We start from the raw sequence: 24,533 nt of genomic DNA, 5'->3' as shown, positions 1-24,533 counted from the left end.
GCTTGTCATGACGTCTTCCTCATAACATTCGGCGAAGACTGTTTCGGCGAGGACTGTATGAAGCGTGCTAATAGCAACATCAAATACTGGGTGACATGGGCAATGCTGCTGGGTGGGAGTGTTGCAGTTTGTTCCCATGCATACGGCGATGTTTCCGATGGGCGTGATGGATGGGGTGCAATGCAGAGGCTACCCAGTGCATCCTCTGGCGTTGCGATCACTGATCCGGATGCTGGCGTCGCGGGTTTGCCTCCTCTGCCGGAAAAAGTGCAGTCTCACATAGCGACTCCAATACCAGGCAGTGGCGTCAAAACCCTGCCGCTCGTCGAATACTATGCCCCGGGCAGTGATCGGCTGGCGATCATGATCTCCGGTGATGGTGGTTGGCGCACACTGGATCGTAATTTATCGAAGGAATTACAGCGCCGTGGTATTTCCGTCGTGGGATGGAATAGCCTGCGTTACTTCTGGAAGCTGCGTACCCCTGAGCAGCTGGGTGACGATCTTAGCCGTGTCATTGCCGACTATCAGCGGCGTTGGGGTGCCCACCAAGTCATCCTGATCGGTTATTCATTTGGTGCCGACGTGATGCCATTTGCCTATGCTCACTTGATGCCGATGCAGCGCAACGACGTTGATTTTATTTCTCTGCTTGCTCCAGGTCGCCAGGCCGACTTCAAAGCCCGGATTTTTGGTCGGTTGGGATGGGGCGAGCATGGCACCCAGGATGTTTTGACGGCCTTAGGCGCGCTTGATTTGCAGCGCGTGCAATGCGTCTATGGACAGAATGATAAAGATGCCGTCTGTTCAGAATTGCGTGAACGTATATTCGATGTCGTGATGCGTCCCGGTGGTCATCACTTCGACGGCGATACTGTCAAACTTGCCGATGTGATCTTACAAGGGTGGCGGCGTGCCGGTTGGGGTGCGGGGAACCACGCAACGGGGGGAGCAGCCATCGTTGAGGGCACCAGCCGTTCGCAGCCGTGAGTAGCTGCTGCGCACCATAACCGATTGCGATGTTTTTAGTTCATGTGCTGCTGATTTCGACCCTGACCCGGAGCTGGCCATGTGCCAGCTTGGTGTCTAGAACATCGCCCACACAGACCTGAGCGCTGTCGCGTACCAACGTATTGTTGTCGGCGCGACGTACCAGCGCATAGCCGCGCGCCACCGTGGCCAAAGGGTTGACCGCCTCCAAAGCACGTACCAGCCCATGCAGACGCAGTTGCTCTTGTTGCAGACGTCGCTGTAGCGGTTGCTGTGGATTTAAATGCTTTAGGTGCTTTTGCAATCCCGCAATCTGCTGTCTTGGGTTGAGTGCATACAGTCGGGTGTGGTGATTGCGTAGTTGCCCTTGGGCGCGGTCAAGCACGTGATGCAGGCATTGTTGAAGGCGGCGTCCAGCTTCGGCTTGGCGTTGCGCCAACAGACGCAAGTGCATCTCAGGATTGCGTGCCTGCAAGCGCAGCCCCAGTTGGTCGGCCCGTTGGATGGCTTGGTCCAGACGGTGTTGCTGCAAATGCAGCAAGCGCTGCTGCAACTGGCCTAAGTGCTGGCGCAGTGCGCGTTGGTCGGGGACCAGCAATTCAGCCGCAACAGATGGAGTGGGTGCTCGGATATCTGCGGCAAAATCCGCAAGAGTGAAATCAGTTTCATGACCAATCGCCGAGATCACCGGCGTGTGTGCGGCAGCGATTGTACGTGCCAGCTGCTCGTTATTAAATGCCCAAAGGTCCTCAAGTGACCCGCCGCCGCGCGCGATCAGAATGGCGTCGTAACGGCCGCTGCTGTCTGCGCCGCCCAGCAAATGGGTGATTTGTGCCGCCGCTGTATCACCCTGCACCAACGAGGGCAGTAATTCGATTTCGACCAGTGGAAAGCGCCGCATCAGCACGCTGAGAATGTCACGTATTACAGCGCCGCTGGGCGAGGTAATCACTGCGATGCGGCGGGGATGGACAGGTAGAGGCTGTTTGCGTGCAGGATCGAACAGGCCTTCGGCTTCGAGCCGGATACGTAGTTGTTCAAAGGCCCGACGCAGCGCCCCTTCACCGGACTCTTCGAGATGGTCCAGGACGATTTGGTAATCACCGCGCGCTTCATACAACGTCAGCCGCCCCCGTGCGAGCACCCGCAAACCTTCGCGCGGCTGAAACGTGAGCCACTGGCTCTTGGGTTTAAACATCGCACAGCGTACCTGCGCCTGCGCGTCCTTCAGCGTGACATACAGATGGCCTGAAGACGGGCGGCTGACATTGCCGAGTTCGCCCTCAATCCACACCAGCGGAAACGCGCTTTCAAGCAGATCGCGGGCGAGAGTATTGAGCTGGCTGGGTGTCAGGATCTCGTCGCGGTGCTGCATCTGTGCATGTGATGACTTGGTCAGGCAGGATGCAGTGTACTTCTGTCTCCAGAGCCGACGCACGGTATATCGCTCCCCTCGGTGATGCAAATCACGGACCAGGCGATGGATGCAACGATGTCCTCAAGGCGCTTGCGTATCGGTGGCATGGATGCGCACATTCTGTTCTTGAGTGTTCCAGCAGCTCGGGTGTACATGTCTTCACTTGGCAAGCATCCTCCAATTGAGCAGTGAGCAGTGAGCAGTGAGCAGTGAGCAGTGAGCAGTGAGCAGTGAGCAGTGAGCAGTGAGCAGTGAGCAGTGAGCAGTGAGCAGTGAGCAGTGAGCAGGCTGCAGTGTTGCAGTGATCTGCTCCTTGCCGGGTGTCTGGTACTGCGTTGCCTGGTGTTTCCTAGAGTGTTGGCTATCCCGGAGCGGTGCGGTGTTACAACGGACTCTGCGGTATCACACTGCTGGAAGCTGGCCACAGGCGCGTACCCATCTGGAAAAACACTGGATATCGCATCCTTGCACGTCAGTGTGACAACCATACCTACAGAGATAAAATTTCCACATGTCTGCTCCTTTTGCGCTCTATGACACTGCCGCTGCAGCTGCGCTTGATGCACGGCTGGCCGCGCACTTGGGTGATGATGGTGATCTGTTGATGCAGTGCGCTGGCCGTGCTGCATGGGATCTGTTGCGCCAGCGTTGGCCAGATGCCCGTCAGGTGCTGGTGGCATGCGGTACTGGCAACAATGGCGGCGACGGCTATGTACTCGCCTGCTTGGCGCACCGCGCCGGCTTGCAGGTACAGGTGGTGCACTTGCCCGGGTGTGGTCCGGCGTCGTTGCTGGCGCAGCGTGCTTATGATGCGTACCTTGCCGCAGGTGGTCAGGTGATGCTGTTCTCAGGGGTACTCGAGACGGCGGATGTCTTGGTGGATGCCCTGTTTGGCATTGGTTTGAATCGACCCTTGGACGTGCCGACGCAAGGTTTAATCAATGCACTGAATGCGGCTGGTCGGCCGGTGTTGGCGTTAGACGTTCCTAGTGGCGTTGATGCCGAACGTGGCGCTGTATTTGGTACGCCCGTATGCGCGCATGTCACGCTGCAATTCATGGTGCCTCATGTGGGTTTGTATACAGGCCCAGCATTGGATGCCGTGGGCGAGCGTGTACTGGCTGCGCTTGATGTGCCGCCAGCACTACGGGATGCGCTGCCACCTTGTGCTGAGCGATGGGGGCCACAGAGACTGGCATCCCTGTTCCGTTCGCGGCGTCGTAACAGCCACAAAGGTGAGTTTGGGCGTGTGTTGTGTGTGGGCGGTAATTGGGGGAGCGGTGGAGCAATCATGTTGAGTGCCGAGGCCGCATTGCGCAGTGGTGCCGGTGTGGTACACGTGGCGACGCGTGAAGCACATGTTGCCCCCTTGCTGGCGCGTTGTCCGGAGACAATGCCGCGCGGTGTTGCCGGAAGTGCCGAGCTGATGCCGTTGTTGACCGCAGCCGATGTTGTTGCGCTTGGGCCGGGGTTAGGACAGGACTCGTGGGGCCAAGCGTTATTGGCAGCCACCCTCGACAGTGGGTGTGCCCTGGTGATTGATGCCGATGCCTTGAATGTGTTGGCTGCGGCGCCAGGTCCCCTGCCACCTGGTGCAATCTTGACGCCGCATCCGGGCGAGGCCGGCCGTTTGCTTGGCTGCACGACGGCTCAGGTGCAGGCGGATCGTCGCGCAGCTGCGCAGGCCTTGGCGGCGCGTTTTGCTGCTGTGGTGGTGCTGAAGGGGGCGGGCAGTCTTATTGCCGCGCCGGGTTGCTTACCGTGCGTGATTGATGCCGGTAATCCCGGCATGGCGGTTGCTGGGATGGGTGACGTACTCACTGGTGTCATTGCCGCGTTGCGTGCCCAAGGCGAGAGCGCGTTCGATGCGGCATTATTTGGCGCGTTGTTGCATGCTGCTGCTGGTGACCAGGTGGCGCGTGATGGGGGGGAACGTGGTTTGCTGCCTAGCGATGTCCTGCCGGTACTACGTCGTTTGATCAACCCGGATTCTGCGCCGTGATCGAATTTCAACTCACTGATGTTGCTGCGACTGAGCGTTTGGGCATGGTGTTAGCCCACAGTCGGCCGCTACCTGCCGTGTTGTCTCTACAAGGTGATATTGGGGCTGGTAAATCGACATTGGCACGCGCACTGCTGCGTGCGCTGGGTGTCACTGGGGCGATCCGAAGTCCGACCTACACGCTGGTTGAGCGGTATGTGTTGGCCGATGGCGGTGAGGCTTGGCACTTGGATCTATACCGGATTGGCAATGCGTCTGAACTGGATTTCCTCGGTTTGGATGAGGACGAGGTTGTGCTATGGCTGGTGGAGTGGCCTGAGCGTGGCGCTGGTGCGTTGCCGTCGTTGGATCTGGAAGTGGCTTTGGCCATTGAGGGTGCCGGGCGTCGTGTCCGATTACGTGCCGGCAGTACACAAGGTGAGGCATGGTTGGCGGCCGCGGTGATAAAAATGCAATTGCCGGTTGTTTTTCCAGGAGTGCCCTAGGAAATTACTCCAGGCTATGGATTATTAAAGATAAATTTCTTGCAATTCATAGGGGGCGATGCTTGAATCATTCCCCATGATTCCGGTGAGTCTTCGATTGCGATACGTTGCCTTGCTGCTTGTGGCTAGTTTGGCGGTGCTGGTGCCGCGGCTGCATGCGGGTGAGGTCAATGCGATCGAGTTGACCAGCAGCGCCAATGGAACCCGTGCCGAAATTCGTCTTTCTGGTCGTGGTGCTTTCAAGACAATTTCGTTGTCTGCGCCAGAGCGTTTGGTGGTTGATTTCCCTGCTTCCAATGCCATTGAATCCCTGAAGTTGCCTACAGGGCGTGGTGTGGTGCGTAGTGTGCGTACTGGCCAGCCGGTGTCTGGAACGTTTCGTGTGGTCTTTGACTTAGCGAATCCTGTCGCTCCGCTCAAACCGCAGATGCAAGTGATTGGCAATGTCTCCACGTTGGTGATTGAGTGGCCCGGCGGTGTCAGTCACACATCCACTGCGGCGGTTGTGCCGTCTGGGAGCCGTCTGGGAGCAGAGCCGGACCCTGTGCCGACGGTGATTGATTCACATGCCGAGGCCGCGCGTGCTACGGCGATGTTGACGGGCAAGGGACAACATACCTCGGCGATGCCGGTTGCTCTTGGATTGGGTGAGCTGACCACGCATGGGGTGTCACCTGCTGACATTCTCAACGGAGCATCGGTAGACGATGCTCGATCTAGGCCGACATCTGCTGCTGTCGCTGCACCTGTGTCTGCGCTTGCATCCTCTGCTGCGACGGGAGCTGTTAACCCGTTGCCTGGCGGGACCGTTTCGCCGGTTGCGGATGTGAAAACTACCCCGGCAGAAGACACCGCATTGGTGACGACGGCTCCCGTAGTGCCTGGCAATCTGTCGCGTATGCAGATGGCACCTGGTATGCGCTCCTTGGTCGTGGCGATTGATCCCGGTCACGGTGGCCAGGATTCTGGTGCGGTTGGGCCTACCGGTAAACTTGAGAAAAACGTGACGTTGGCGATTGGGCGTGAGCTGGCGCGTCAGATCAATGCTACTCCCGGGATGAAGGCTTACATGACGCGTGATAGCGATGTGTTTATTCCACTGCCCATGCGGGCGCAAAGAGCACGTGCGGCCAAGGCTGATATTTTTATTTCGATCCATGCCGATGCGGCTGATAATCGTGCTGCCACTGGTTCATCGGTCTATGTGCTGTCGACGAGGGGTGCTTCCTCACAGCGTGCGCGTTGGTTGGCGGATAAGGAAAACGCCGCCGATTTGGTCGGTGGGGTACGTTTGCAAAAGGCCGAGCCAACGTTGGCTAACGTGTTATTGGATTTGGCGCAGAGTGGTTATATGAAAGCCTCTGAAGATGCTGCCGATCATGTGCTGGGCAGCTTGAAGCGTGTCGCCAATAACCATAAGTCGGAGGTGGAACACGCGAATTTTGCGGTGCTGCGTACCTCAGATATGCCAGCGATGCTTGTCGAGACTGCTTTCATTTCCAATGCATATGAGGAACGGCGCTTGGTTGATCCCGCCTTCCAGCGCCAATTAGCTGCTGCAGTGTTGGAGGGAGTAATCACCTTTTTCACCAATCAGCCGCCTCCCGGTACGTTGTTCGCCTTGCGCGCACAAGCCGAGCCAGCCACGACTGGTGGCTCGGTGATCACCAGCACGCATTAAGTTGCTTGATGGTGATTTGTCGATTCTTAGAGTGAATGTCCGGGTGTCGTTGCTGCGTGTTTCCCGTGTGTCTGAGTGTTTGATCGTTTTAGATCTGATGGCTGTTGCCTGTCCGTTATCCTTGGAGAAGTGCTGATGCCAATCCGTCAGCTACCCGAGATTTTGATTAACCAGATTGCCGCCGGGGAGGTGGTTGAGCGTCCCGCCTCGGTGGTTAAAGAGTTGGTTGAGAATGCAATTGATGCCGGTGCGACGCGTGTGGACATTGAGTTGGAAGCAGCAGGGGTGCGCTTGATTCGCATCCGTGACAACGGCCACGGTATGGCTGCTCAGGAATTGCCGCTGGCAGTCTTGCGGCACGCTACCAGCAAGATTGCCTCATTGGATGATTTGGAAGCGGTCGCCACCCTGGGTTTCCGTGGTGAGGCACTGCCTTCGATTGCTTCGGTGAGTCGGTTTACCTTGATGTCGCGTCGTGCCACGGATGAACACGGTGCGGTATTGCAGATTGAGGGAGGTACGCTGGGCGAGGTGATCCCCCATGCGCATGCACCGGGGACCACCGTTGAGGTGCGTGAGTTGTTCTATAACGTGCCAGCGCGGCGTAAGTTCCTCCGTGCTGAGCGTACCGAGCTGGGGCATATTGAGGAATGGGCACGTTCTCTGGCGCTGGCGCATCCAGATTTAGAATTGCGTCTTTCACATAATGGCAAACTTTCGCGTCGCTATAAGCCGGGTGACTGGTATTCAGATGTGCGCTTGATCGAGATTTTGGGAGAAGATTTTGCGCATCAGGCATTGCGTGTAGATCACAGTGGCGCGGGGTTACGTCTGCATGGGTGCATTGTGCAGCCGCATTACTCGCGTTTGAATGCGGATCAGCAATATTTGTACGTCAATGGACGTCCAGTCCGTGATCGTAGTGTTGCTCACGCCGTCAAACAGGCTTACAGCGATGTGCTCTATCAGGGGCGACATCCGGCGTATGTGCTGTTTCTGGAGCTGGACCCGGCACGTGTGGACGTGAACGTACACCCGGCCAAACATGAGGTGCGTTTCCGTGATGCACGGCTCATCCATGATTTTGTCTACCGTACTGTTCAGGGCACGTTGGCACAGACGCGTGCGGGTACGCCGCCGTTGGCGGTGGGTGTGGGTGATGTGGAGGGGGAGGGTGCAAGGCCTCCTGGCCGTCATGCGGTGTCGTTTTCAGGGCGGCGTGGTGGTGCCTCGCATGTGCTGGGGAGCTACTCTGCCAGCACGGCTCCTCTGATGCAGGGTGTGCCAAGCGTGTCTGTGGCTGACGCGCCCGCAGCGTATGCAGCCCTGTATGCTGCGCCACCGACGCAGGTAATGGATGCAGTGCCACAGATGCAGACGGGGCTACCGCTGGCTGCTGGGGCGGGCGACGTACCGCCACTTGGCTATGCCATCGCACAGCTGCATGGCATTTATATCTTGGCTGAGTGTGCCGATGGGCTGATTGTGGTGGATATGCATGCGGCTCACGAGCGTATTGGTTACGAGCGCCTGAAGCGCGCCCATGATGGTATTGGGTTACGTACCCAGCCACTGTTGGTGCCGATGACGTTGATGGTTGCCGAGCGTGAGGCTGATGTTGCTGAGTGTGAAGCTGAGACGTTGGCCAATCTTGGCTTTGAAGTGACCCGCAGTGGTCCGGGTTCGTTACAGGTGCGTAGCATCCCGGCGTTGCTTTCCCAAGCGGAGCCAGAAATGTTACTGCGCGATGTGCTCAGCGATCTGAGTGAACATGGCCACACCCGGCGTGTGGCTGAGGCGCGTGATACGTTGCTTGCGACGATGGCTTGTCATGGTGCTGTGCGTGCTCACCGGCGCTTGAGCATTTCCGAGATGAACGCGTTGTTGCGTGATATGGAGGCTACGAGCGCTCAGGTCAATGTAATCACGGACGTCCTACCTGGGCGCGTTTTAGTTTGGCTGAGATCGATCGTTGGTTTCTTAGGGGGCGGTGATGCGGCGTGAATACCAATACGGGGCAGTATTGATATTGTTGGCTGTGGTCGCAGTGCTTTTCACGTTTTTCGCGTGGTGGCAGCGTGATCGCGATGTTGCCGGAACGCCGTTTGTCAGCATACGTGGGATATTCCAGGCCGATCATCGGGCTTGGTGTGAGCATCGGCGGCGTGAGCTGACTAAGCCTGATGGATGGATGAGTCTGATTGGTTTGCATTGGTTGGGGCCGAAGGCACATTACGTTGGTAGCAGTCCCGACAATGGCATTCGCCTAGCGATGGGGCCGCCTGACATGGGGATGATTGAGCGCGATGGTGATGTTGTTTGGTTCACTCCACACGCCGGAGTGCCGCTGACTGTCGATGGGCATCCGTTGCGTGGTCGTGTCCGTGTCTTCAGTGATGCTGATCTTGCGCCAACCACGATTGGTTTTGATGGTGGCAAGGGATGGTTGATGCTGATTCGGCGTGGGGATCGGTTGGCACTCAGGGTCAGGCACGCGGATGCACCGTCACGGTTGCACTTTACTGGGTTGGAGTATTGGCCGTCTGATCCAGAGTGGCGGATTTCAGCGCGCTATCTGCCCAATAAGGTTGGCGCTACGTTATCCATTTTTAACATTGTTGGGATGACTGCCAATGTGCCTAATGCGGGTGTCATTGCGTTCGAGCGTTTGGGCCGCACCTATCATCTGCAGGCGATACGTGCGGCTGGGAAAGCACTGTTTGTGATGTTTGCTGACCGTACCAGTGGTCACGGGAGCTATCCTGCCGGGCGCTTCTTGGAGGTGGATCCACCGGATAAACAGGGGCGTGTAGTGTTGGATTTCAATCGTGCTTACAACCCACCGTGTGCATTTACATTGTTTACCACCTGTTTACTCCCGCCCTCTGAGAATCGATTGAATCTGGCGGTGACCGCCGGTGAGAAGGCTTACCATGTGTCGAGAGTGTCGCCATGAATGCAGGGGCGTTGTATTTGAGTGTTTGAGACCTCTATTGGGTCTTGGTCGATTCTGTCCCAGGCTGGGTGAAGGGGCAAGTCCTCATCTGCCACCGCAGCGGCACACTTGTAATGAGTGATTGGTTGCTGCTTTGTCAGTCTTTCGGGGGTAGTGATGTTTCAGTATGGGCAGAGCGTTGTAGCGGATGCTCTCCGCTTCCTGGTCTTTGTCTGACTGAGCGCAACGGTGTATGCCGCTGTTTGGTGGGATGCGTTGGATTTGCCTGTTTTTAAGTGCGTGGTAGCGTCACGCCCGTCTGTCCTTGATATTTCCCGTTGCGGTCGCGGTAGGATGTTTCGCACACATCGTCGGGATCGGCTTGCAGGAACAACATCTGCGCTACACCCTCGTTCGCGTAGATGCGTGCGGGTAACGGGGTGGTGTTGCTGAATTCAAGGGTGACGTGTCCTTCCCACTCCGGCTCCAGTGGGGTCACATTGACGATGATTCCACAACGTGCGTAGGTGCTTTTCCCAAGACAGATCACCAGTACATTGCGTGGGATGCGGAAATACTCAATGGTACGTGCCAAGGCGAAGCTGTTCGGTGGGATGATGCAGACGTCTGATTCGACATCAATGAAGCTTCCATTATCGAATTGTTTTGGATCGACAATGGTTGAGTTGATATTGGTGAATATCTTGAATTCATGGGAACAGCGCACGTCGTAGCCGTAACTGGATGTGCCATAACTGACGATGCGTTGTCCTGTGGTGTTTTGTTTGATTTGACCGGGTTCAAACGGTGCAATCATGCCGTGTTGTTTGGCCATATGCCGGATCCAGCGGTCGCTTTTGATGCTCATGTGGAGTCCTTGGAAACAGTGGGCGTTTGGCCGTGCATTCTAACCGTGCTGAGTGATGTACGTGTCGGCTATAGGTTTACTTATCCGCCGGTGATAGTGTGCTGCTGCCATATTGAATCTGCCTATGCATATTCTTGATAGAAGTGTTAGTACGCTGATTTGACGCCGTCAACATGCTTCTTTCAAGGTATTGCCGATGTTTTTGGTGAATGTGTAACTCGTGAAAGTGTTGTTTTTGATATTGTTCTTGTGGTGTAGGGTGACACTGCAAACATTGATTATGGGTACTGATGTTCTGGTGAGAGGGGATGTGCTGCTTATCCTTCTTAAGGGAGTGAGCTTGAGAGCGCGCACAAGTGGTGTGAGCCATATGCCGGTAGCCGTTCTACAGTAAATATCCGGTGGCAGAGCAGTATTGAAAATCTAGCACTGGGGGATATGCACGGTGAGTTGAGTGCATGCATCACTAGGTTGTACGTGCTTGATGGTGCTCCCTGGGCATCTTTGACATGAATACTCACGAAAGAATCCGAATGCCATTGTCCTTTCTGGTAGCCCAGGGGGGATATCGAGTCAAGCTACGAGAGAAGCCCAACTCCGCCAAATGACATAGATCGCGACAGCAATTACGATCAACCCGAAAACCCGATTGAGCAGGTGTTTGCTTGCTGAAAGTCGGGTTGCTAGAAGTGTGCCTAGCCCTCCTCCTGTAATACCGCCTACGATGAATTCCATGGCAATCGTCCAGTTCACCAGGTCGTGGCGTGCATAGTTCAAGGTAGTGATGAGCCCAAAGCTGCCGACCGCGAGTAACGAGGAGCCAATGGCGTTGATAGTGGGCATCCTAGTCGCAAAAATGAGGGCGGGCACGATCAGAAAACCGCCACCAATCCCGAAGAAGCCCGATGCTGCACCCGTGAGTATTGCGACTGAGCTGGTTTTCATACACATCCGAAGTACAGTTTGGTGGTGCTCGGCACGAGGAGCAGTTGCACGCCCACGCAGCATCAGCAGACCCACCATGGCCATCAGCAAACCGAACAGCAATAGTAAACGCTGTCCATCAATCAGCATACCGATGCTTGAGCCAAGGAAGGCGCCCAACGTCCCGACCAGCGCAAAAATCACGGCGGATCGCCACCATACATGGCCCTTCCACGCATGGGCGATTAGATTGGCATAAGCGTTGACGGACACTGCGACTGCGCTTGTTCCGATGGCGATATGGGGGTTGGTCACACCCACGACATAAAGCAGGAGCGGTGTGGCAAGGATCGAGCCGCCGCCTCCGAGCAGACCGAGCGCGAAGCCGACGAGACCTCCCGAGCCAATGGTGACGATGAGAGATTGAATCGTCATGAGAGGCTCCTCACGACAATTCGATCATGGATGATCATGCCTGCCGCCATCGCTGCTACAAAGAGCAGAACTGACCCAAGTCCTGTAGACAGACTGGCGATTGCGGGGCCTGGGCAAAGGCCTGTTAATCCCCAGCCGGTTCCGAAAATTGCCGAGCCGAACACGATACGTCGATCAATCACTTTCTTTGAAGGTAAGTGGAAGCACTCGTCGAGCAAAGGCCGTTTCAGACGGCGTTGCAACGCCATCCCTGGGAAAGCCACAGCCAACGCACTGCCAAGCACGAAAAGGAGACTCGGATTCCAATGACCGCTGGCGACATTGAGAAAGCTCAGTACTCGAATCGGATTGATCATCTCCGACAATGCCAACCCAAAACCGAACAGGAGGCCCGCTGCCAGAGCTACAGTGAAACGGAGGGTGGAGTAAAAGTGTAGGTTCATTGATAGACTCCCATGAACGTGGCGGTGGCCATACCCGAGATGAGGAAAATGGCCGTAGCAACGATGGAACGGGGCGAATGTCGGGCAATGCCGACGATACCGTGCCCAGATGTGCAACCTGCGCCCATGCGAGTGCCCAAACCGACCAAAAGCCCAGCGACGATGATCGTCGGCCACGTTGCGGCCACCGTCACAGACGGAAAGCGGTCAAAGATCACTGTGAACAGCAATGGTCCAAGGACAAGCCCTACCACGAAAGGGATGTTCTGGGCAGGATTGCCGCCCTGGAGCAAGCGGCCGACAATGCCGCTGATACCAGCGATGCGTCCGTTGAGAAGAAGTAACATGACCGTCGAGAGACCGAGCAGTATGCCGCCGAGAATGGGGTACCAATATTCGCTCACGCCTGTTTCTCCTGTGTGCAGAAGATCGTATAGAGTGCGTTTACAAGCTGGGCGGCCTTCGCTTCTGTCAGACGGTAGAAAATCTGCTTAATATTGCGTCGCGTCTCGACGATGCCAGACTCGCGCAACACCCCGAGCTGTTGGGAAAGCGTCGGCTGCCCAATGCCGATCTGCTGTTCAAGTTCACCGACGGAGAATTCGCCCTCGACCAGTGTGCATACCAACATCAACCGTACCGGGTGCGACAGTGTCTTGAGCAGATTCGCTACTTCGTTGGCTCGCTTTTCCATGTCTTCACGGGTCATATGGGGAACCGTGTTATCTCGCATTTCGTTCACCATGCGGCACCTTCAAGTGCATTAAGCGGGAACTTGAGGTAGCGTCTGCCGTTTGCTTCCGGCTCCGGTAGCTGCCCGCCGAGCACATTGACCTGGAGTGCATGCAGGATCAGTTTTGGCATCGGTAGTGTCTTGTCACGTGCTTCGCGCAGTGCCACAAACGTTGTCTCGTCCACGCCTGCCAGATGTAAGTTGGCCTTTTTCTGTTCCCCGACGGTGCTTTCCCAGCGTGGGTGGCGTCCTGATGGCTGATAGTCATGGCCGGTGAATAGACGTGTTTCGTCGGGAAGCGAGAGAATCGCTTGGATGGAACTCCAGAGTGCTCGTGCGCTTCCGCCGGGAAAATCGGCGCGCGCGGTTCCCGAGTCGGGCATGAAGATCGTGTCGTGCACGAAGGCGGTATCACCGATGACATAGGTGACAGAAGCCAGCGTGTGGCCCGGTGAAAACATCACCCGTCCTTTGATGGAGCCCACATTGAAGACGTCCCCGTCGGCGAACAGATGATCCCATTGTGATCCATTCGTGCTTAGGGTCGGCAAGTTGTAGATCTCTCTCCACAGTCGCTGCACTTTCGTTACATGAGTGCCGATTGCGGTTGGTGCGCCGGTCCTTTGCTTCAGATACTGAGCGGCGGAGAAATGGTCAGCATGTGGGTGTGTGTCGAGGATCCATTCTACTGTCAATCCCTGCTGCTCGACATGGGCTAAAATGGCGTCAGCGTTTGTCGTTGCGGTAGCGCCGGATTTCTCGTCGAAATCTAACACCGGATCAATGATGGCGCATCGCTTCGTAGTCTGGTCGGTGACCACATACTGGATGCTTCCGGTTCGCGGATCGAAGAAGCCTGAAACGCGCGGAGTCTGGATGGCTTGACGTTTTAACCAGGTCACTGCGCGCCCAAGATCGAAACCGTGGGCGTGGCCGAGTGCCTCCACTTCATCGCGTTTCATGCGTCCGTCGATCACCTCACTCAGCGCGTAAAGCATCAAGGCGCGTGTCCCGCTTTTGCAATGGACCAGAACCGATCCCTCCGTCGTTGCTATCGCTCGCTGGAACGCCTGGATATCGGCCTCAGTGATGGACGTTCCGATCACCGGCACGAAATTGTAGGCAAGTCCAGCGCGACGTGCCGCCGCTTGCTCGGCGTCGTTGCCGGGCTGGTTTGGTTCTTCTCCGTCTGGCCGGAGGTTAATGATGCTGCGATAACCTCGACGAGCGAAGTTGATGAATTCGTCAGTATTCGGCTGTCCTGAGATGGCCAGTCGTTCGTTGATGTCTACTATTTTCATGGGACTCCTCCATAAATTACAATATACAATAATATATATTGAGTGGGCGGAAGTAGTCAAAGGTGTCGCAGACATCCTTGCAGAAAAAATCACACGCCGTGTTGCTTCCTTGGGCCCATGTCTCATTCCTTTGCGACTATCTCTGGAACGCATTTGATGATCCCATCGAACGTTTCAGATCAATCCGCGCTTACCGTTTCAATCCAAGCAACTTCAAGTTCCTGTAGCGAGTATTCATGTAGATATACCCACGGAACCCCACAGAGAAGGTTTTTGCCAAGTCCAGGCGTTCAAGTGTATGACGTGGCGCAGCGGCAAAGAGTGCTATGCAGTGTCTGGTGACTCATCTACTTGGATGTTGTTGTCATTCATTTCCGACGATTCCCAACACATGTTCGTATTGGGTATGGTTGCTCAAGAGAGTCTCAACCGGTGTATCCATCAATCTCTACGAGAAGATCATTGCGGCATATGGTGCCGTGCAATAGCAGGTGCGGAATTGCGCCCAGGCGTTCCTGCAGTGCGGTGGCAATGTGTGGCAAATCCATCTGTTCGCGCACGTAGACTTTTAATCGTGTTTTTAGGTCGAACTGTGTTGGTATTTTGGGGTGCTGTGCGTGCGCGTGACGGAGGAGCACATTGAAGTTTGCGAAGATTTCTTCTAGTTGTGCCAATGGGTCACCCGGGTGCATGGATTGATGGCCAACGATGGCCGCCGTGCCAGATAACAACAGTGGCATTGCGCTGTTGCGGGGTGGGAGCATTGCTCGTGCGAAGCTTGGAGGTTGTGGGCCGTAAGTCTTTGGGTAGCAGTAGGCGCTAATTTGACGGGGGTTTTCCAGTGGTGTGCCAGGGTGCGCCGAGGCCAACCAGTACACGTGAAGGATGCGGTGCCCGTTGGAGTAACCGATCGCTGTTGCAGCAGGCAGCTGCGCGGTCTTTAAGCCGCTGATGCCACGTGCGCGGCCAATGTTGAATTTGCGGTAGCGTTCGTTATCGCCAGTACCGATGGTGATTCCATCCACATAGTTCCAGATCCGTAATAAATGGGGAGTGCTGCTGCCAGCAACGAAATGTGTCAGGCGTGTGTAGAGTTCTTCACTACAGATATCGATGGGCTGTGTGTTCTCCTCCAGTGCAATCGTGCCAAATTGCAGTTGATCGTTACTTGCCCAGGCAATCCCATCTTTGCACCCGACCTGTGTCGGTGTGTTGCTGCGCCATACTTCCAATGAGGTGTTGCCGTATGGTTCCAAAGGCACGCGCACGTAGCGCGGGTCAGTAGCGTGAGGTGCATCGGCACCAAAACCAAACACTGCCAGTACGCAATGATCAGCCAGCAACATGGGTAGGGTTGCTCTGGGTACGTAGTCAATGTGTAACGTGGTAGTCAACGTTGCATTCATTAGATTGTGTGATGGTGGCGTCTTGCCGCTGCTGAATAGTGCCAGTAGCTATGTTGTTAGGTTGCTTCACACTTTTAATGTGAGCGTTACGTCTATTCCCAGGAAGCAGAAGCAGGACGGTTGCGGGGCAGCGTGTAGGAGCCGCGCCGATCAGCAACACATCCGAAGTTCCGACCTTGGCGATTTTTGACCGTGGAAAAGCGTAAATACAAGGTGTGATGGTGTGCGTCATCTTAGAGATGCAGCTTGAACAGAACGTAAAAGTGGCTGAATGCTCCCTTTGGAAAAGCGGTCGGGGGAGTTGCGCGTGACGTGCTGATGCCTGATCTTTGTGCACCGTTTATTGTTTGGGGCCTCTTCTAGATGTCTGTGCAAACTCCCGCTGAGTGCGAACTGGCTGAGTTAATTGTGGAAAGTCTCAATCTTGAGGATGTCCAGTCTGGGGAGATTGATCCGGAAGCGCCGTTGTTTAACACGGGGCTGGGCTTGGATTCGATTGACGCGTTGGAATTGGCTCTGGTGATTACCAAGCGTTATGGTTTCCAGATGCGTTCGGACAATGATGACAACCAACGTATCTTTGCTTCGCTGCGTGCGCTTTCAGATCATGTTCAAGCGCACAGAAGAACCTGAGTCAGTTTCAGAGACATCTGTCCCGACGTGGGTGCTCGGTGTGACCGTCCTGTTGGCGTTGGCTTATGTGTTGTTGGCCCACTGGGCCAATACGACGCATCGTTCATGGCTGGCGGTCCTGGCTTTTGTTGCTTTGGTGCTGATGGGGCTGGTCAAGCCAATCGCACGTGGCCGCATCTGGGCGTGTGGTGCCGCATTGCTGCTGTTGGTGGCCATCGTGCCGCTATGGGAGTCGCCTCATGTGTTGCTGCTGTTGGCGCTGTCGCCGGTGGTGTCCATGGGGTGGGTTGCTTGGTTCTTCGGGGGCAGTTTGCGTCATGGTCATATTCCGCTGATTACCCGTATCGTTGAAGGATTGCATCGTCAAGCTGGCCAGAATATCGGCCCGCTCCAGTATCGTTACGGCCGCCGTTTGACGCTGTTATGGACGGTGTTGCTGACGGGGCTGACGGTGGTGAATGGTGTGCTTGAGTTGTGTGCGGTACCCAGTGGGGTGCTCGCTCAGCTTGGTCAGCAACCGTGGCTGGTGATTCCTGATGGAAGTGTTTCAGTCTATGTGAATCTTTTGGATTACGCGTTGATTGGTATTTTCTTCATTGGGGAATATGTATTGCGTGGATACTGGTTTCCACAGCGTCCATATCGGAATTTTGTGGATTTTTTGCGCCAAATGGTGCGTTTAGGGCCTGAGTTCTGGCGTCATTTTTTGCGCTGAGTGCGGCGCTGCTTGGGGGTAATCCCTGTGCATGATGTGTTGTTAGGTCGTGTGTGCGGTGTTGTGGTCGTGATCCTGCTGTCTCGCGTGTGGGGACGCGGCATTGTGTTGCCAACGGCGCTTTATCTTGAGTTTGGGATCGTGGCGGTATTGTGGTCGTCTACATCTTGGATATGTAGGGGGGGATGGTGTGAGTGTGATGCGCAATCAGGGTTTCAAGCATGTTCATGAGAGATGCGATTGATGGAATTTTCCATTCCTAAGACGCACCCCTGTTTTCCTGGTCACTTTCCTGGCTTTGCAGTGGTGCCTGGGGTGTTGGTGTTGGCGCAGGTGTTACATGCTTTGCAGGTACGCGAAGGCAGGTTGACCGGGATCTGTCTGCCACAGGTCAAATTCTTGCGGTCGCTGCTGCCGGAGCAGCAAGCGCGGATCGAGCTGGAGGGAGCCATGCCGCGCTGGCGTTTCCGGGTTTGCTGTGCGGACACTCTTTTGGCCAGCGGCGAGATTGTTGCTGGGTCGGGGGCATGAGTACATTTTGGAAAAATCGTCCAGAGGGTGGGAGGCGTTTCGCGCTGTGGCTGATTCGCGGTATTGCTCGGTATGGCGGTCGGCTGATCGGTCGCGCACTGTTGTATCCGATCACGGTGTACTTTCTTGTGGTGCGTGGCGCGGAACGTCGCGCTTCTGTGTGTTATCTGAGCCGCGTGTTAGGTCGGCCAGCGTGTTGGTTGGATGTTGCTAGACACTTCCATATGTTTGCTTCCACGATTCTCGACCGTGTCTATCTGTTGTGTGGGCAGATGGAGCGTTTCCGGATTGACTTGCGTGGTGTGGAGCAGTTGTCTGTTTATCTGGACCGTGGCTGTGGTCTGCTGATCTTCGGTTCGCACTTGGGCAGTTTTGAAGCGTTGCGTGCGCTGGCGAGGACGCATCCGCATGCGAAATTACGGATCGTGCTGGACAAGGCACACAATCGTGTCACGAGTGAGCTGCTGGATGCACTCAATCCGGAGCTTGCTGAGGGCATCATTGATGCTGGTATGGACAGTACTGCAATTGTCATCGCGATTAAGACGGCAGTTGAGGAGGGAGCAATGGTTGCGTTGCTTGTGGACCGTGCCTCTCAGCGGGATACCTTACTGCCGATGATGTTCCTGGGGGGCACCGCAGTGTTTCCCACGTCGCCGTGGTTGATTGCTGCGGCTTTGAAGGTACCGGTAGTGCTGGCATTCGGTTTGTACCACGGTAGTAACCATTATGAGTTGATATTCGAGGCGTTCAGCGAAGGTCTGGATGTGCCGCGTCGTCAGCGTGCGCCGGTATTGGCGGCGCTCATCGGCGATTACACGGCCAGGTTGGAGCGTTACACAAGTTACGCGCCATACAACTGGTTCAACTTCTACGATTTCTGGAATATCTCTGAGGCTGATGATGCGTCGTATCTTGGTGTGGATGTTGATATTGCTGTGCAGCGTCGTACCGTCGCTGGTTACCGCAGCAAATGAGCCGGACGATGTCACTCGGATACTCAAGGTGCTGGCGCACTCAGAGTCGGTGAGTATCCCGTTTTTGGAGTTGCGCAGCTCGGCATTATTGAAGATTCAGTTACGGGTGCGTGGCTATTACCGTTGGCTGAATGTCCAGACGCTGGTGCGTGAGGTGACTGTGCCGTATCACGAGGTGACGACGTTGCGTGATGGCAAGGTGTTCCTTGAGCGCGATGGCCAGAAACGACGTGATTTTGATCTGTCACATGTCCCTGAGTTGACTGGTTTATACACGGGGTTTAGTGCGTTGCTGTCAGGCAACCGCGCACTGCTGGAGCGGAATTTTCGTGTTCGTGCCGAGGGTACACAGGATGGTTGGCAGCTGCATTTGGCACCTGTGGATGCAACATTGGCGCAACAGGTCCATGAGGTGCGTTTGTATGGACGCGGTGCCGATCTGATCTGTATGGAGAGTGTGCCGGCCAGGGGGGATGTGCAGCGTACGTTGTTGGCCGGTGCGGCGCAGGCTGCGACGGAGGCGGGCAATGCTGCAACGCTGGCGGCGCTATGTCATGGCCGTCCCACGTGAGTGTTGGTCGTGGCATGGGCGCGGCGTGCAGGTGGGGTGCCTGCGGTATTGGTAAACGTTGGGGTGTATTTTTCTGTCAGTTCCTTCACGTTTGATGATGGCTTCGGGGGTGATGGTTTGATGTTGTGGCAGTGGTATGCCGCTGGTGGTGTCTGCTGCACTATGGGGGTCGATCGTGGGTGATTGGATCTCTCGGTGTCGTATCGGTATTGCTGTGTTGTGGTTGTTGTTGTTAGTCGGTCTGGGCTGGTGGCTTGCGGGTCGGCTGCAACTCACGGGTGATCTGCGTCAGTTTATGCCTGAGGCACAGACTCCCGCACAAAAGTTGTTACTTGAGGAGCTGGGTGAGGGGCCGGGTTCACGGTTGTTGTTGATGTCGTTACGTGGGAGTGATCCAGCCATTTTGGCGCGGCAATCGCAGGCATTACGGGAAGTGTTGGCAGGGCAGCCTCAGGTGTTTGAGTTGGTTGCTAATGGTGCGCATGTTGGGCTGGAGGCAATTCCGCCCCGATTATTGCCATACCGCTATCTGTTTAGTGACAGTTTTGATGCTGCGCCGCTGGATGTTGGGTATCTCAAGCAGGCGTTGCAGATGCGGGTACAGGATTTGGGGTCTCCAGCCGCGCGTGTGGTTGAGCCGCTGTTGCCTCGGGATCCAACGTTGGAAGTGTTGCATGTGGCTGAGCGTTTGCAGCCGTTAGCGGCACCTGCAATGCGTGATGGGGTTTGGTTTGATCGTGCTGGACGGCGTGCGTTATTGCTGGCGCAGACGCATGCTGCTGGTTTTGATCCGACGGGCCAGCAGCGCGCTTACGATGCGGTGCAGGCGGCGTTTACTCGGGTGTCGGTGAATACGGCAACGCAGTTGGAACTCACGGGACCTGGTGCGTTTGCGGTGGAGATTGCTGCAAAGACTCAAGGGGAGGCGCAGTGGATCGGGATGTTGGATACGGTAGGACTGATTGTGCTGTTGCTGTTGGCGTATCGCAGTTGGAAGGTGCCGTTGTTGGGGGTGTTACCTCTTGCCAGTGCTGGTCTGGCTGGTTTGGTTGCGGTGGCATTGCTGTTTGATCGTGTGCATGGCATCACGGTGGCGTTTGGTTTTACCTTGATTGGTGTGGTGCAGGATTATCCGATTCACTTATTTAGCCATCAACGGCCGGGGCTGGACCCGCGGGAAAATGCGCGCCATTTGTGGCCGGCTTTGGCGACGGGTGTTGTTTCTACCTGTATTGCTTACGTTACGTTTCTATTTTCAGGGGTGGATGGGCTACGTCAGCTTGCAACTTTCACGATTGCAGGGTTGTTGGTCGCGGCAGTGACCACGCGTTGGTTGTTGCCGGGGTTGATTGATCCTGCGCCGCGTGATCCTGCCGATTCGGTCGTGCTCGCGCGGTTATGGCAGTGGACCGCGGGGGTGCGGTGTCCGCATTGGTCGCTAGCATTATTGAGTGTGGCCGCAGTCGCTGCGGTGCTGCTGGTGCCTGGTCCGTTCTGGGAGAATGATCTGTCTAAGTTGACTCCGGTACCGGTTGCTGCGTTGTTGCGTGATATGCGCTTGCGTCAGGAGTTGGGGGCGCCGGATGTGCGCTATGTGCTGGCACTGCATGCGGTTTCGGCCGAGCAGGCGTTGCAAGCTGCTGAGGCGTTGCGCCCACGTCTGGATGGTGCGGTTGCCCAGGGTATTGTTGCCGGTTACGACATGGCGGCGCGTTATTTGCCTAGCATCCAGACGCAGCGTCGGCGTCAACAGGCGTTACCCCCGCCGGAGCAAGTGCGCCGTTTGATCGCAGAGGCTGTGATCGCTTCGGGGTTTCGTGCTGATGTATTTGAGCCATTTCAGGCGGATGTGGAGATGGCACGGCAGGCACCGCCAATGACGATGCAGATGTTGGGAGGGACTGCGTTGGCGATGCCGGTCAGTGGTTTGTTGTTGGTGGGTACTGACGGTGTCACCGCGCTGGTGTCGCTGATTGGTTTGCATGATCCGCAGGCGCTCGCTGTCGTGGTAGGTGGTAGTGGTGCACAGTTGATGGATTTGAAGGAGGCGTCTGAGTCACTGGTTGTGGCTTACCGTGGTCGTGTGCTGGGGGCGTTGGGTGTGGCTGGGTTTCTGTTGGTTGGCACGGTGGCTTTGGCATTGCGTCAGTGGCGACGGATGGTGCGTGTGCTCTTGCCTATGGCGATGACAACGTTATGGATTGTGGCATTGCAACGCATCTGTGGGGTGGAGTTGAATTTGTTTCACCTGATTGCGTTGATTCTTGCGGCTGGGTTGGGCCTGGACTATGCGTTGTTCTTTGAACACGCCGGTGATCATCGCGCCGAGCAATTGCGCACGTTGCATGCGTTGTTGGTGTGCAGTGTGATGACGTTGGTGGTGTTCGCTTTGTTGGCTGTCTCAAGTATTCCGGTGCTGAGTGCGATTGGGAGTACGGTGGCTCTGGGTGTGCTGCTTAACTTTGTTCTTGCGTTGTTGATCTCGCGTGTTCCGGTGTTGGAGAGGATTGCTGGGAGTGATGCTCTTGTCGCAGGGGGGTGAAGAGATTGCCCAGCTGGTGCCTCACCAAGGCAGGATGTGTTTTTGGGAGCAGGTTGTGGAGTGGGATACGACGCGCATTGTGCTGTGTAGTGACATGCACCGCGATGTGGTCCATCCACTGCGTTGTGATGGAGGGTTGCACGCGGTGCATTTGTGTGAGTATGGGGCGCAGGCGATGGCGGTACATGGCGGTTTGCTCGGACGCCAGATGGGTCGTCCAGTGCGGCAGGGGATGTTGGTGGCATTGCGTGGGGTGACGCTGCACGTGGAGAGGTTCGACGATTTGCCCCAGGCGCTGTATGGGGAGGCGGAAGTACTGATGCAGGGTGAGAATAGTCAACAGTACAGATTCCGTATCTTCCATGTGGATCAGTTGCTCGCCGAAGGGCGTGCGGTAGTGATGTTGGGCTGAATGCTTTTCAAGGTTGGTACTGACAAGGCGGGTTCGGCAGGTGGCATGCGTCAAGCGCAGGTACAACGGGGAGGTTCTGCGGTGACAAGGGCAGGGCATGTGGTGCGCCAGGGCACGTGGGTAACACCAACGCCGTAAGTTGCGGAGCGTCGTTACTAGTGCGGAGCGGACCTAGTGTGACAGCCTATTGCTTCTATTGGAGCGGGCGATGGGAATCGAACCCACGTCGGTAGCTTGGGAAGCTACAGCTCTACCATTGAGCTACGCCCGCTGCGGTACGCCCGGCAGTCTATGCTTCCTTGACTATGGAGGCAACGACGGGAGTTCGGTGGTTACCTCGAAGGTGTGTTGTTGCATAGACTGGCGGTATTTTAAAAATTGCCGTTGACGAATAACGTGACATCGCGTGCGTTCTTCTCTGTACTGGTGGTGAGGCCAACGTTGCTCTGTAGATGTCCAATTTTGGTGCGTGCACCGAGTACGATGCTGGCGTAGTTGCGATTGAATGTCAGTCCCGGCACGGAATAGATACCCGCTTCTGGCATGGTTTGCAGCCATGCATTGGCTTGGTTTTGTTGTTTCTTGAATTCGTGATCGTAGGTCACCTGTAAGTACGGGGTGACGACGTTTCCTTCCAGTCGCATCTGCAAGCCGACGCGCCCAAGCAGTGAGTTGAGTTGCTGATCGGCATAACCCAGCGCGGTGCTGCTGGCGTTTTGTTCGGTGTAGCTTTCCAATTTGGTTTTTTGCCAGGTCAGTCCAGCCACTGAGCCATAGCGCAGCCGACCTTCGCCCATCTCGTAACTGGCATTCAGTGCAACGGTCAGGTTGCTGCCATTGGGGGAACCACGGTGTATCCGTGTGGCTGGACCGAGTTGTACTTCGCGTTTGATGTCGTAGTTCAGCAAGGTGTAACTGATTTGGGCATTGACCCAGACGGGACCGGTATACCAGCCTGAAAAGCCGCCCAAGGTGGTGTCTTTTTGCTTGAAGGTGCCGTTTCCATTGCTGAAGTCGGCATGCATACGTCCGTAGCCGATAAAGCCACCGGACACGATTTGGCCGCTGTGCCAGTCAAATCCGAAGAGGCCGGCCGGTGCAACGCTTTTGTACAGGTCGTTACTGTCATTGCGCTGTGAGTCGCTGCGCATGCTGCCCCACCAGTGCAGGCCATCCTGCTGCGGTGTGCCGTCCAGATGCCAGGCAACTTGGTAGGCGCGGGCGCGGGCGATCCCTTGAGCCGAGCGTGTCAGCACTTGCTGGAGCCGTGGCGCTTCCAAGATTGAAATCGCGTACTGGCCCAACATGTGGTGTGCTGCGGTGGTTGGGTGGATGTCATCGGCGAATGCATAGGTGTTGGGTGCATTTGCGTCGACCAGGGTCGTGGGGTTGCACAGTGGCAATTGTAGGGTGCATGCCGTGTCGGTGGTGTTGCTGAAGCCGTAGGTTGCCGGTGAGGTGATTAATTCCTGTAATAAGTGGAAGGTGTCGATCGGGATGACCTGCAACCCTGCCGATTTCAGGGCAGTGAATAGTGTTGTGTTATAGGCGGTGGCCGCAGCAGTGCTTTGCGCGGTGGTCCCTGTGTTTCGGGCGCGAGGTGCCAAACCAAGATCAGGGATTGCTGCGACTAGGATGTAATGTGCGCCAGCATTTTTCAATGTGCTCACCAGGCTTATTTCTGCGGTGGTTGCATTGCCGATGATGGTGTGTATTTGTTCTGGAGTTGTTAACGTGTCGAGCAGGTCGTTAGCGCCACCCCAGAGGGTGTATAGCGCGCTTGGATCAGCCTTGCCCCCATGAGCACTGAGATAGGCGTTCGTTTGAGATGTTAGTGATTGTGCTTCGCCCAATATGCTGATTGAAGGTTCATTTATGTGTGCGCCACCAGCGGCGTAATTGTTGCCGCTTTGGCTGTTGCCATTGGGGGAGGCATTGCTTCCATAATAGCTGGCAACGTATTCAGACCAGACCCAGCCGGGGTTGGTGGTGAATTTGCCGGTGATGGCTTGTATTTCGTTCGGTAGGAGCGGGCGGTAGTAGCCGCTGTCACTCAGGCTGTCGCCGAAAAAGATGGTTTGTTGAAAGGCTGGTTTCGCGATGCCCTGTGTGGTTGTCAACGTGATGGCAAAGGCGAGGAGGGAGCGTGTGAAATTGGAGGTCATGATGAGGGTGTTTTATTCAAAAATTGACGGTGGGTGCTGCAACCAATGGGTATGTTGAGTAGTGTATGTGGTTATTGTTCATAATTTGTTCTTGATGGAAAAATCTGAATCAGTAACACAATTAATGTCACATTTTTTACCTATGAATATTCAGCTTAATGGTCAATGTCGCTGCATCCCCGAGACAAGTTCAATTGCGGGTCTGCTTGCTGAGGAGGGGTTCAGTGAGCGTCGTGTTGCGGTGGAGGTTAACGGTGAGATTGTGCCACGCACTTTGCATGTGAATTACGTGCTGCGTGAGGGTGACCGTGTGGAGATTGTTCATGCGCTTGGTGGAGGCTGAAGTGTGTGAGTCGCGATGCGTAGA

Annotated in this window: 23 protein-coding genes and 1 tRNA gene; 14 read left to right on the top strand and 10 right to left on the bottom strand. The window is 55.8% G+C overall.

The window, feature by feature from the left end; genetic code table 11:
* Positions 1-57: 57 nt before the first annotated feature.
* Entirely contained in the window at positions 58-990 is a 933-nt protein-coding gene (locus F7G16_RS10470) for an AcvB/VirJ family lysyl-phosphatidylglycerol hydrolase (RefSeq protein WP_004090421.1), read from the top strand.
* A 40-nt stretch (positions 991-1,030) separates the two neighbouring features.
* Here the strand turns inward: F7G16_RS10470 and xseA are convergent, their stop codons facing one another.
* Complete coding sequence (gene xseA, locus F7G16_RS10465) at positions 1,031-2,365, bottom strand: exodeoxyribonuclease VII large subunit (protein ID WP_004090422.1); 1,335 nt, start codon at positions 2,363-2,365, stop codon at positions 1,031-1,033.
* 553 nt (positions 2,366-2,918) lie between these two features.
* On the opposite strand from xseA, the gene F7G16_RS10460 reads away from it, so the two are divergent.
* From F7G16_RS10460 to F7G16_RS10440, 5 genes are all read left to right on the top strand, one after another.
* Positions 2,919-4,409 (top strand): bifunctional ADP-dependent NAD(P)H-hydrate dehydratase/NAD(P)H-hydrate epimerase, encoded by a 1,491-nt coding sequence (locus F7G16_RS10460; RefSeq protein WP_004090423.1) that lies wholly within the window; start codon positions 2,919-2,921, stop codon positions 4,407-4,409.
* Entirely contained in the window at positions 4,406-4,894 is a 489-nt protein-coding gene (gene tsaE / locus F7G16_RS10455) for a tRNA (adenosine(37)-N6)-threonylcarbamoyltransferase complex ATPase subunit type 1 TsaE (protein WP_011098302.1), read from the top strand. Before F7G16_RS10460 ends, tsaE begins: the two co-directional genes overlap by 4 nt.
* A 58-nt stretch (positions 4,895-4,952) precedes the next feature.
* Positions 4,953-6,575 (top strand): N-acetylmuramoyl-L-alanine amidase, encoded by a 1,623-nt coding sequence (locus tag F7G16_RS10450; protein WP_004090427.1) that lies wholly within the window; start codon positions 4,953-4,955, stop codon positions 6,573-6,575.
* 135 nt (positions 6,576-6,710) lie between these two features.
* Positions 6,711-8,579, top strand: coding sequence for a DNA mismatch repair endonuclease MutL (gene mutL, locus F7G16_RS10445; protein ID WP_413790131.1), 1,869 nt, complete (start codon positions 6,711-6,713; stop codon positions 8,577-8,579).
* Positions 8,569-9,531 carry a DUF1684 domain-containing protein gene (locus F7G16_RS10440; RefSeq protein WP_004090430.1) on the top strand — a complete coding sequence of 321 codons (963 nt, stop codon included), beginning with the start codon at positions 8,569-8,571 and terminating at the stop codon, positions 9,529-9,531. Before mutL ends, F7G16_RS10440 begins: the two co-directional genes overlap by 11 nt.
* A gap of 271 nt (positions 9,532-9,802) precedes the next feature.
* Here the strand turns inward: F7G16_RS10440 and dcd are convergent, their stop codons facing one another.
* From dcd to F7G16_RS10405, 7 genes are all read right to left on the bottom strand, one after another.
* Positions 9,803-10,378, bottom strand: coding sequence for a dCTP deaminase (gene dcd, locus F7G16_RS10435; protein WP_004090433.1), 576 nt, complete (start codon positions 10,376-10,378; stop codon positions 9,803-9,805).
* A 573-nt stretch (positions 10,379-10,951) separates the two neighbouring features.
* Positions 10,952-11,737, bottom strand: coding sequence for a sulfite exporter TauE/SafE family protein (locus F7G16_RS10430; RefSeq protein WP_004090437.1), 786 nt, complete (start codon positions 11,735-11,737; stop codon positions 10,952-10,954).
* Positions 11,734-12,180, bottom strand: coding sequence for a YeeE/YedE family protein (locus F7G16_RS10425; RefSeq protein ID WP_004090438.1), 447 nt, complete (start codon positions 12,178-12,180; stop codon positions 11,734-11,736). Before F7G16_RS10425 ends, F7G16_RS10430 begins: the two co-directional genes overlap by 4 nt.
* Complete coding sequence (locus tag F7G16_RS10420; protein WP_011098299.1) at positions 12,177-12,584, bottom strand: YeeE/YedE family protein; 408 nt, start codon at positions 12,582-12,584, stop codon at positions 12,177-12,179. The genes F7G16_RS10425 and F7G16_RS10420 overlap by 4 nt, the downstream gene beginning before the upstream one ends.
* Positions 12,581-12,925, bottom strand: coding sequence for a sulfite-sensing transcriptional repressor BigR (gene bigR, locus F7G16_RS10415; protein WP_004090443.1), 345 nt, complete (start codon positions 12,923-12,925; stop codon positions 12,581-12,583). Before bigR ends, F7G16_RS10420 begins: the two co-directional genes overlap by 4 nt.
* The gene (gene blh / locus F7G16_RS10410; RefSeq protein ID WP_004090446.1) at positions 12,919-14,214 is read right to left on the bottom strand and encodes a bifunctional sulfur transferase/dioxygenase Blh; all 1,296 of its coding nucleotides are present in this window, start codon (positions 14,212-14,214) and stop codon (positions 12,919-12,921) included. The genes bigR and blh overlap by 7 nt, the downstream gene beginning before the upstream one ends.
* 425 nt (positions 14,215-14,639) lie before the next feature.
* On the bottom strand, positions 14,640-15,620 hold the full coding sequence (locus tag F7G16_RS10405) for a chorismate transformation FkbO/Hyg5 family protein (RefSeq protein ID WP_004090449.1): 981 nt from the start codon (positions 15,618-15,620) through the stop codon (positions 14,640-14,642).
* A gap of 363 nt (positions 15,621-15,983) precedes the next feature.
* Here F7G16_RS10405 and F7G16_RS10400 point away from each other — a divergent pair, with 363 nt between their 5' ends.
* The 7 genes from F7G16_RS10400 (at position 15,984) to F7G16_RS10370 (ending at position 22,001) form a co-directional block, all read left to right on the top strand.
* Positions 15,984-16,253, top strand: a complete 270-nt coding sequence (locus F7G16_RS10400) for a phosphopantetheine-binding protein (protein ID WP_004090451.1) — start codon at positions 15,984-15,986, stop codon at positions 16,251-16,253.
* Positions 16,254-16,284: 31 nt separating this feature from the next.
* Positions 16,285-16,968, top strand: a complete 684-nt coding sequence (locus F7G16_RS10395; RefSeq protein WP_014607488.1) for a hypothetical protein — start codon at positions 16,285-16,287, stop codon at positions 16,966-16,968.
* 243 nt (positions 16,969-17,211) lie between these two features.
* A complete protein-coding gene (locus tag F7G16_RS10390; RefSeq protein WP_004090455.1) occupies positions 17,212-17,499 on the top strand; it encodes a 3-hydroxyacyl-ACP dehydratase FabZ family protein in 288 nt (95 codons plus the stop codon).
* Complete coding sequence (locus tag F7G16_RS10385; protein ID WP_004090456.1) at positions 17,496-18,476, top strand: lysophospholipid acyltransferase family protein; 981 nt, start codon at positions 17,496-17,498, stop codon at positions 18,474-18,476. The genes F7G16_RS10390 and F7G16_RS10385 overlap by 4 nt, the downstream gene beginning before the upstream one ends.
* Positions 18,403-19,047, top strand: a complete 645-nt coding sequence (locus F7G16_RS10380; protein ID WP_020851224.1) for a LolA-related protein — start codon at positions 18,403-18,405, stop codon at positions 19,045-19,047. Before F7G16_RS10385 ends, F7G16_RS10380 begins: the two co-directional genes overlap by 74 nt.
* 136 nt (positions 19,048-19,183) lie before the next feature.
* Entirely contained in the window at positions 19,184-21,589 is a 2,406-nt protein-coding gene (locus F7G16_RS10375) for an MMPL family transporter (RefSeq protein ID WP_004090460.1), read from the top strand.
* Complete coding sequence (locus F7G16_RS10370; RefSeq protein WP_004090462.1) at positions 21,567-22,001, top strand: hotdog family protein; 435 nt, start codon at positions 21,567-21,569, stop codon at positions 21,999-22,001. Before F7G16_RS10375 ends, F7G16_RS10370 begins: the two co-directional genes overlap by 23 nt.
* A gap of 197 nt (positions 22,002-22,198) precedes the next feature.
* On the opposite strand, the gene F7G16_RS10365 is transcribed toward F7G16_RS10370, so the two are convergent.
* Positions 22,199-22,272: transfer RNA gene (locus F7G16_RS10365), tRNA-Gly, on the bottom strand.
* A gap of 100 nt (positions 22,273-22,372) precedes the next feature.
* Positions 22,373-24,166 carry an autotransporter domain-containing esterase gene (locus F7G16_RS10360; RefSeq protein WP_038233244.1) on the bottom strand — a complete coding sequence of 598 codons (1,794 nt, stop codon included), beginning with the start codon at positions 24,164-24,166 and terminating at the stop codon, positions 22,373-22,375.
* A 142-nt stretch (positions 24,167-24,308) separates the two neighbouring features.
* Here F7G16_RS10360 and thiS point away from each other — a divergent pair, with 142 nt between their 5' ends.
* Positions 24,309-24,509, top strand: coding sequence for a sulfur carrier protein ThiS (gene thiS / locus F7G16_RS10355; protein WP_004090468.1), 201 nt, complete (start codon positions 24,309-24,311; stop codon positions 24,507-24,509).
* Positions 24,510-24,533 lie beyond the last annotated feature (24 nt).

This window comes from Xylella fastidiosa (assembly GCF_011801475.1).
GTDB lineage: Bacteria > Pseudomonadota > Gammaproteobacteria > Xanthomonadales > Xanthomonadaceae > Xylella > Xylella fastidiosa.
This window is presented reverse-complemented; position numbering and strand designations above follow the sequence as displayed.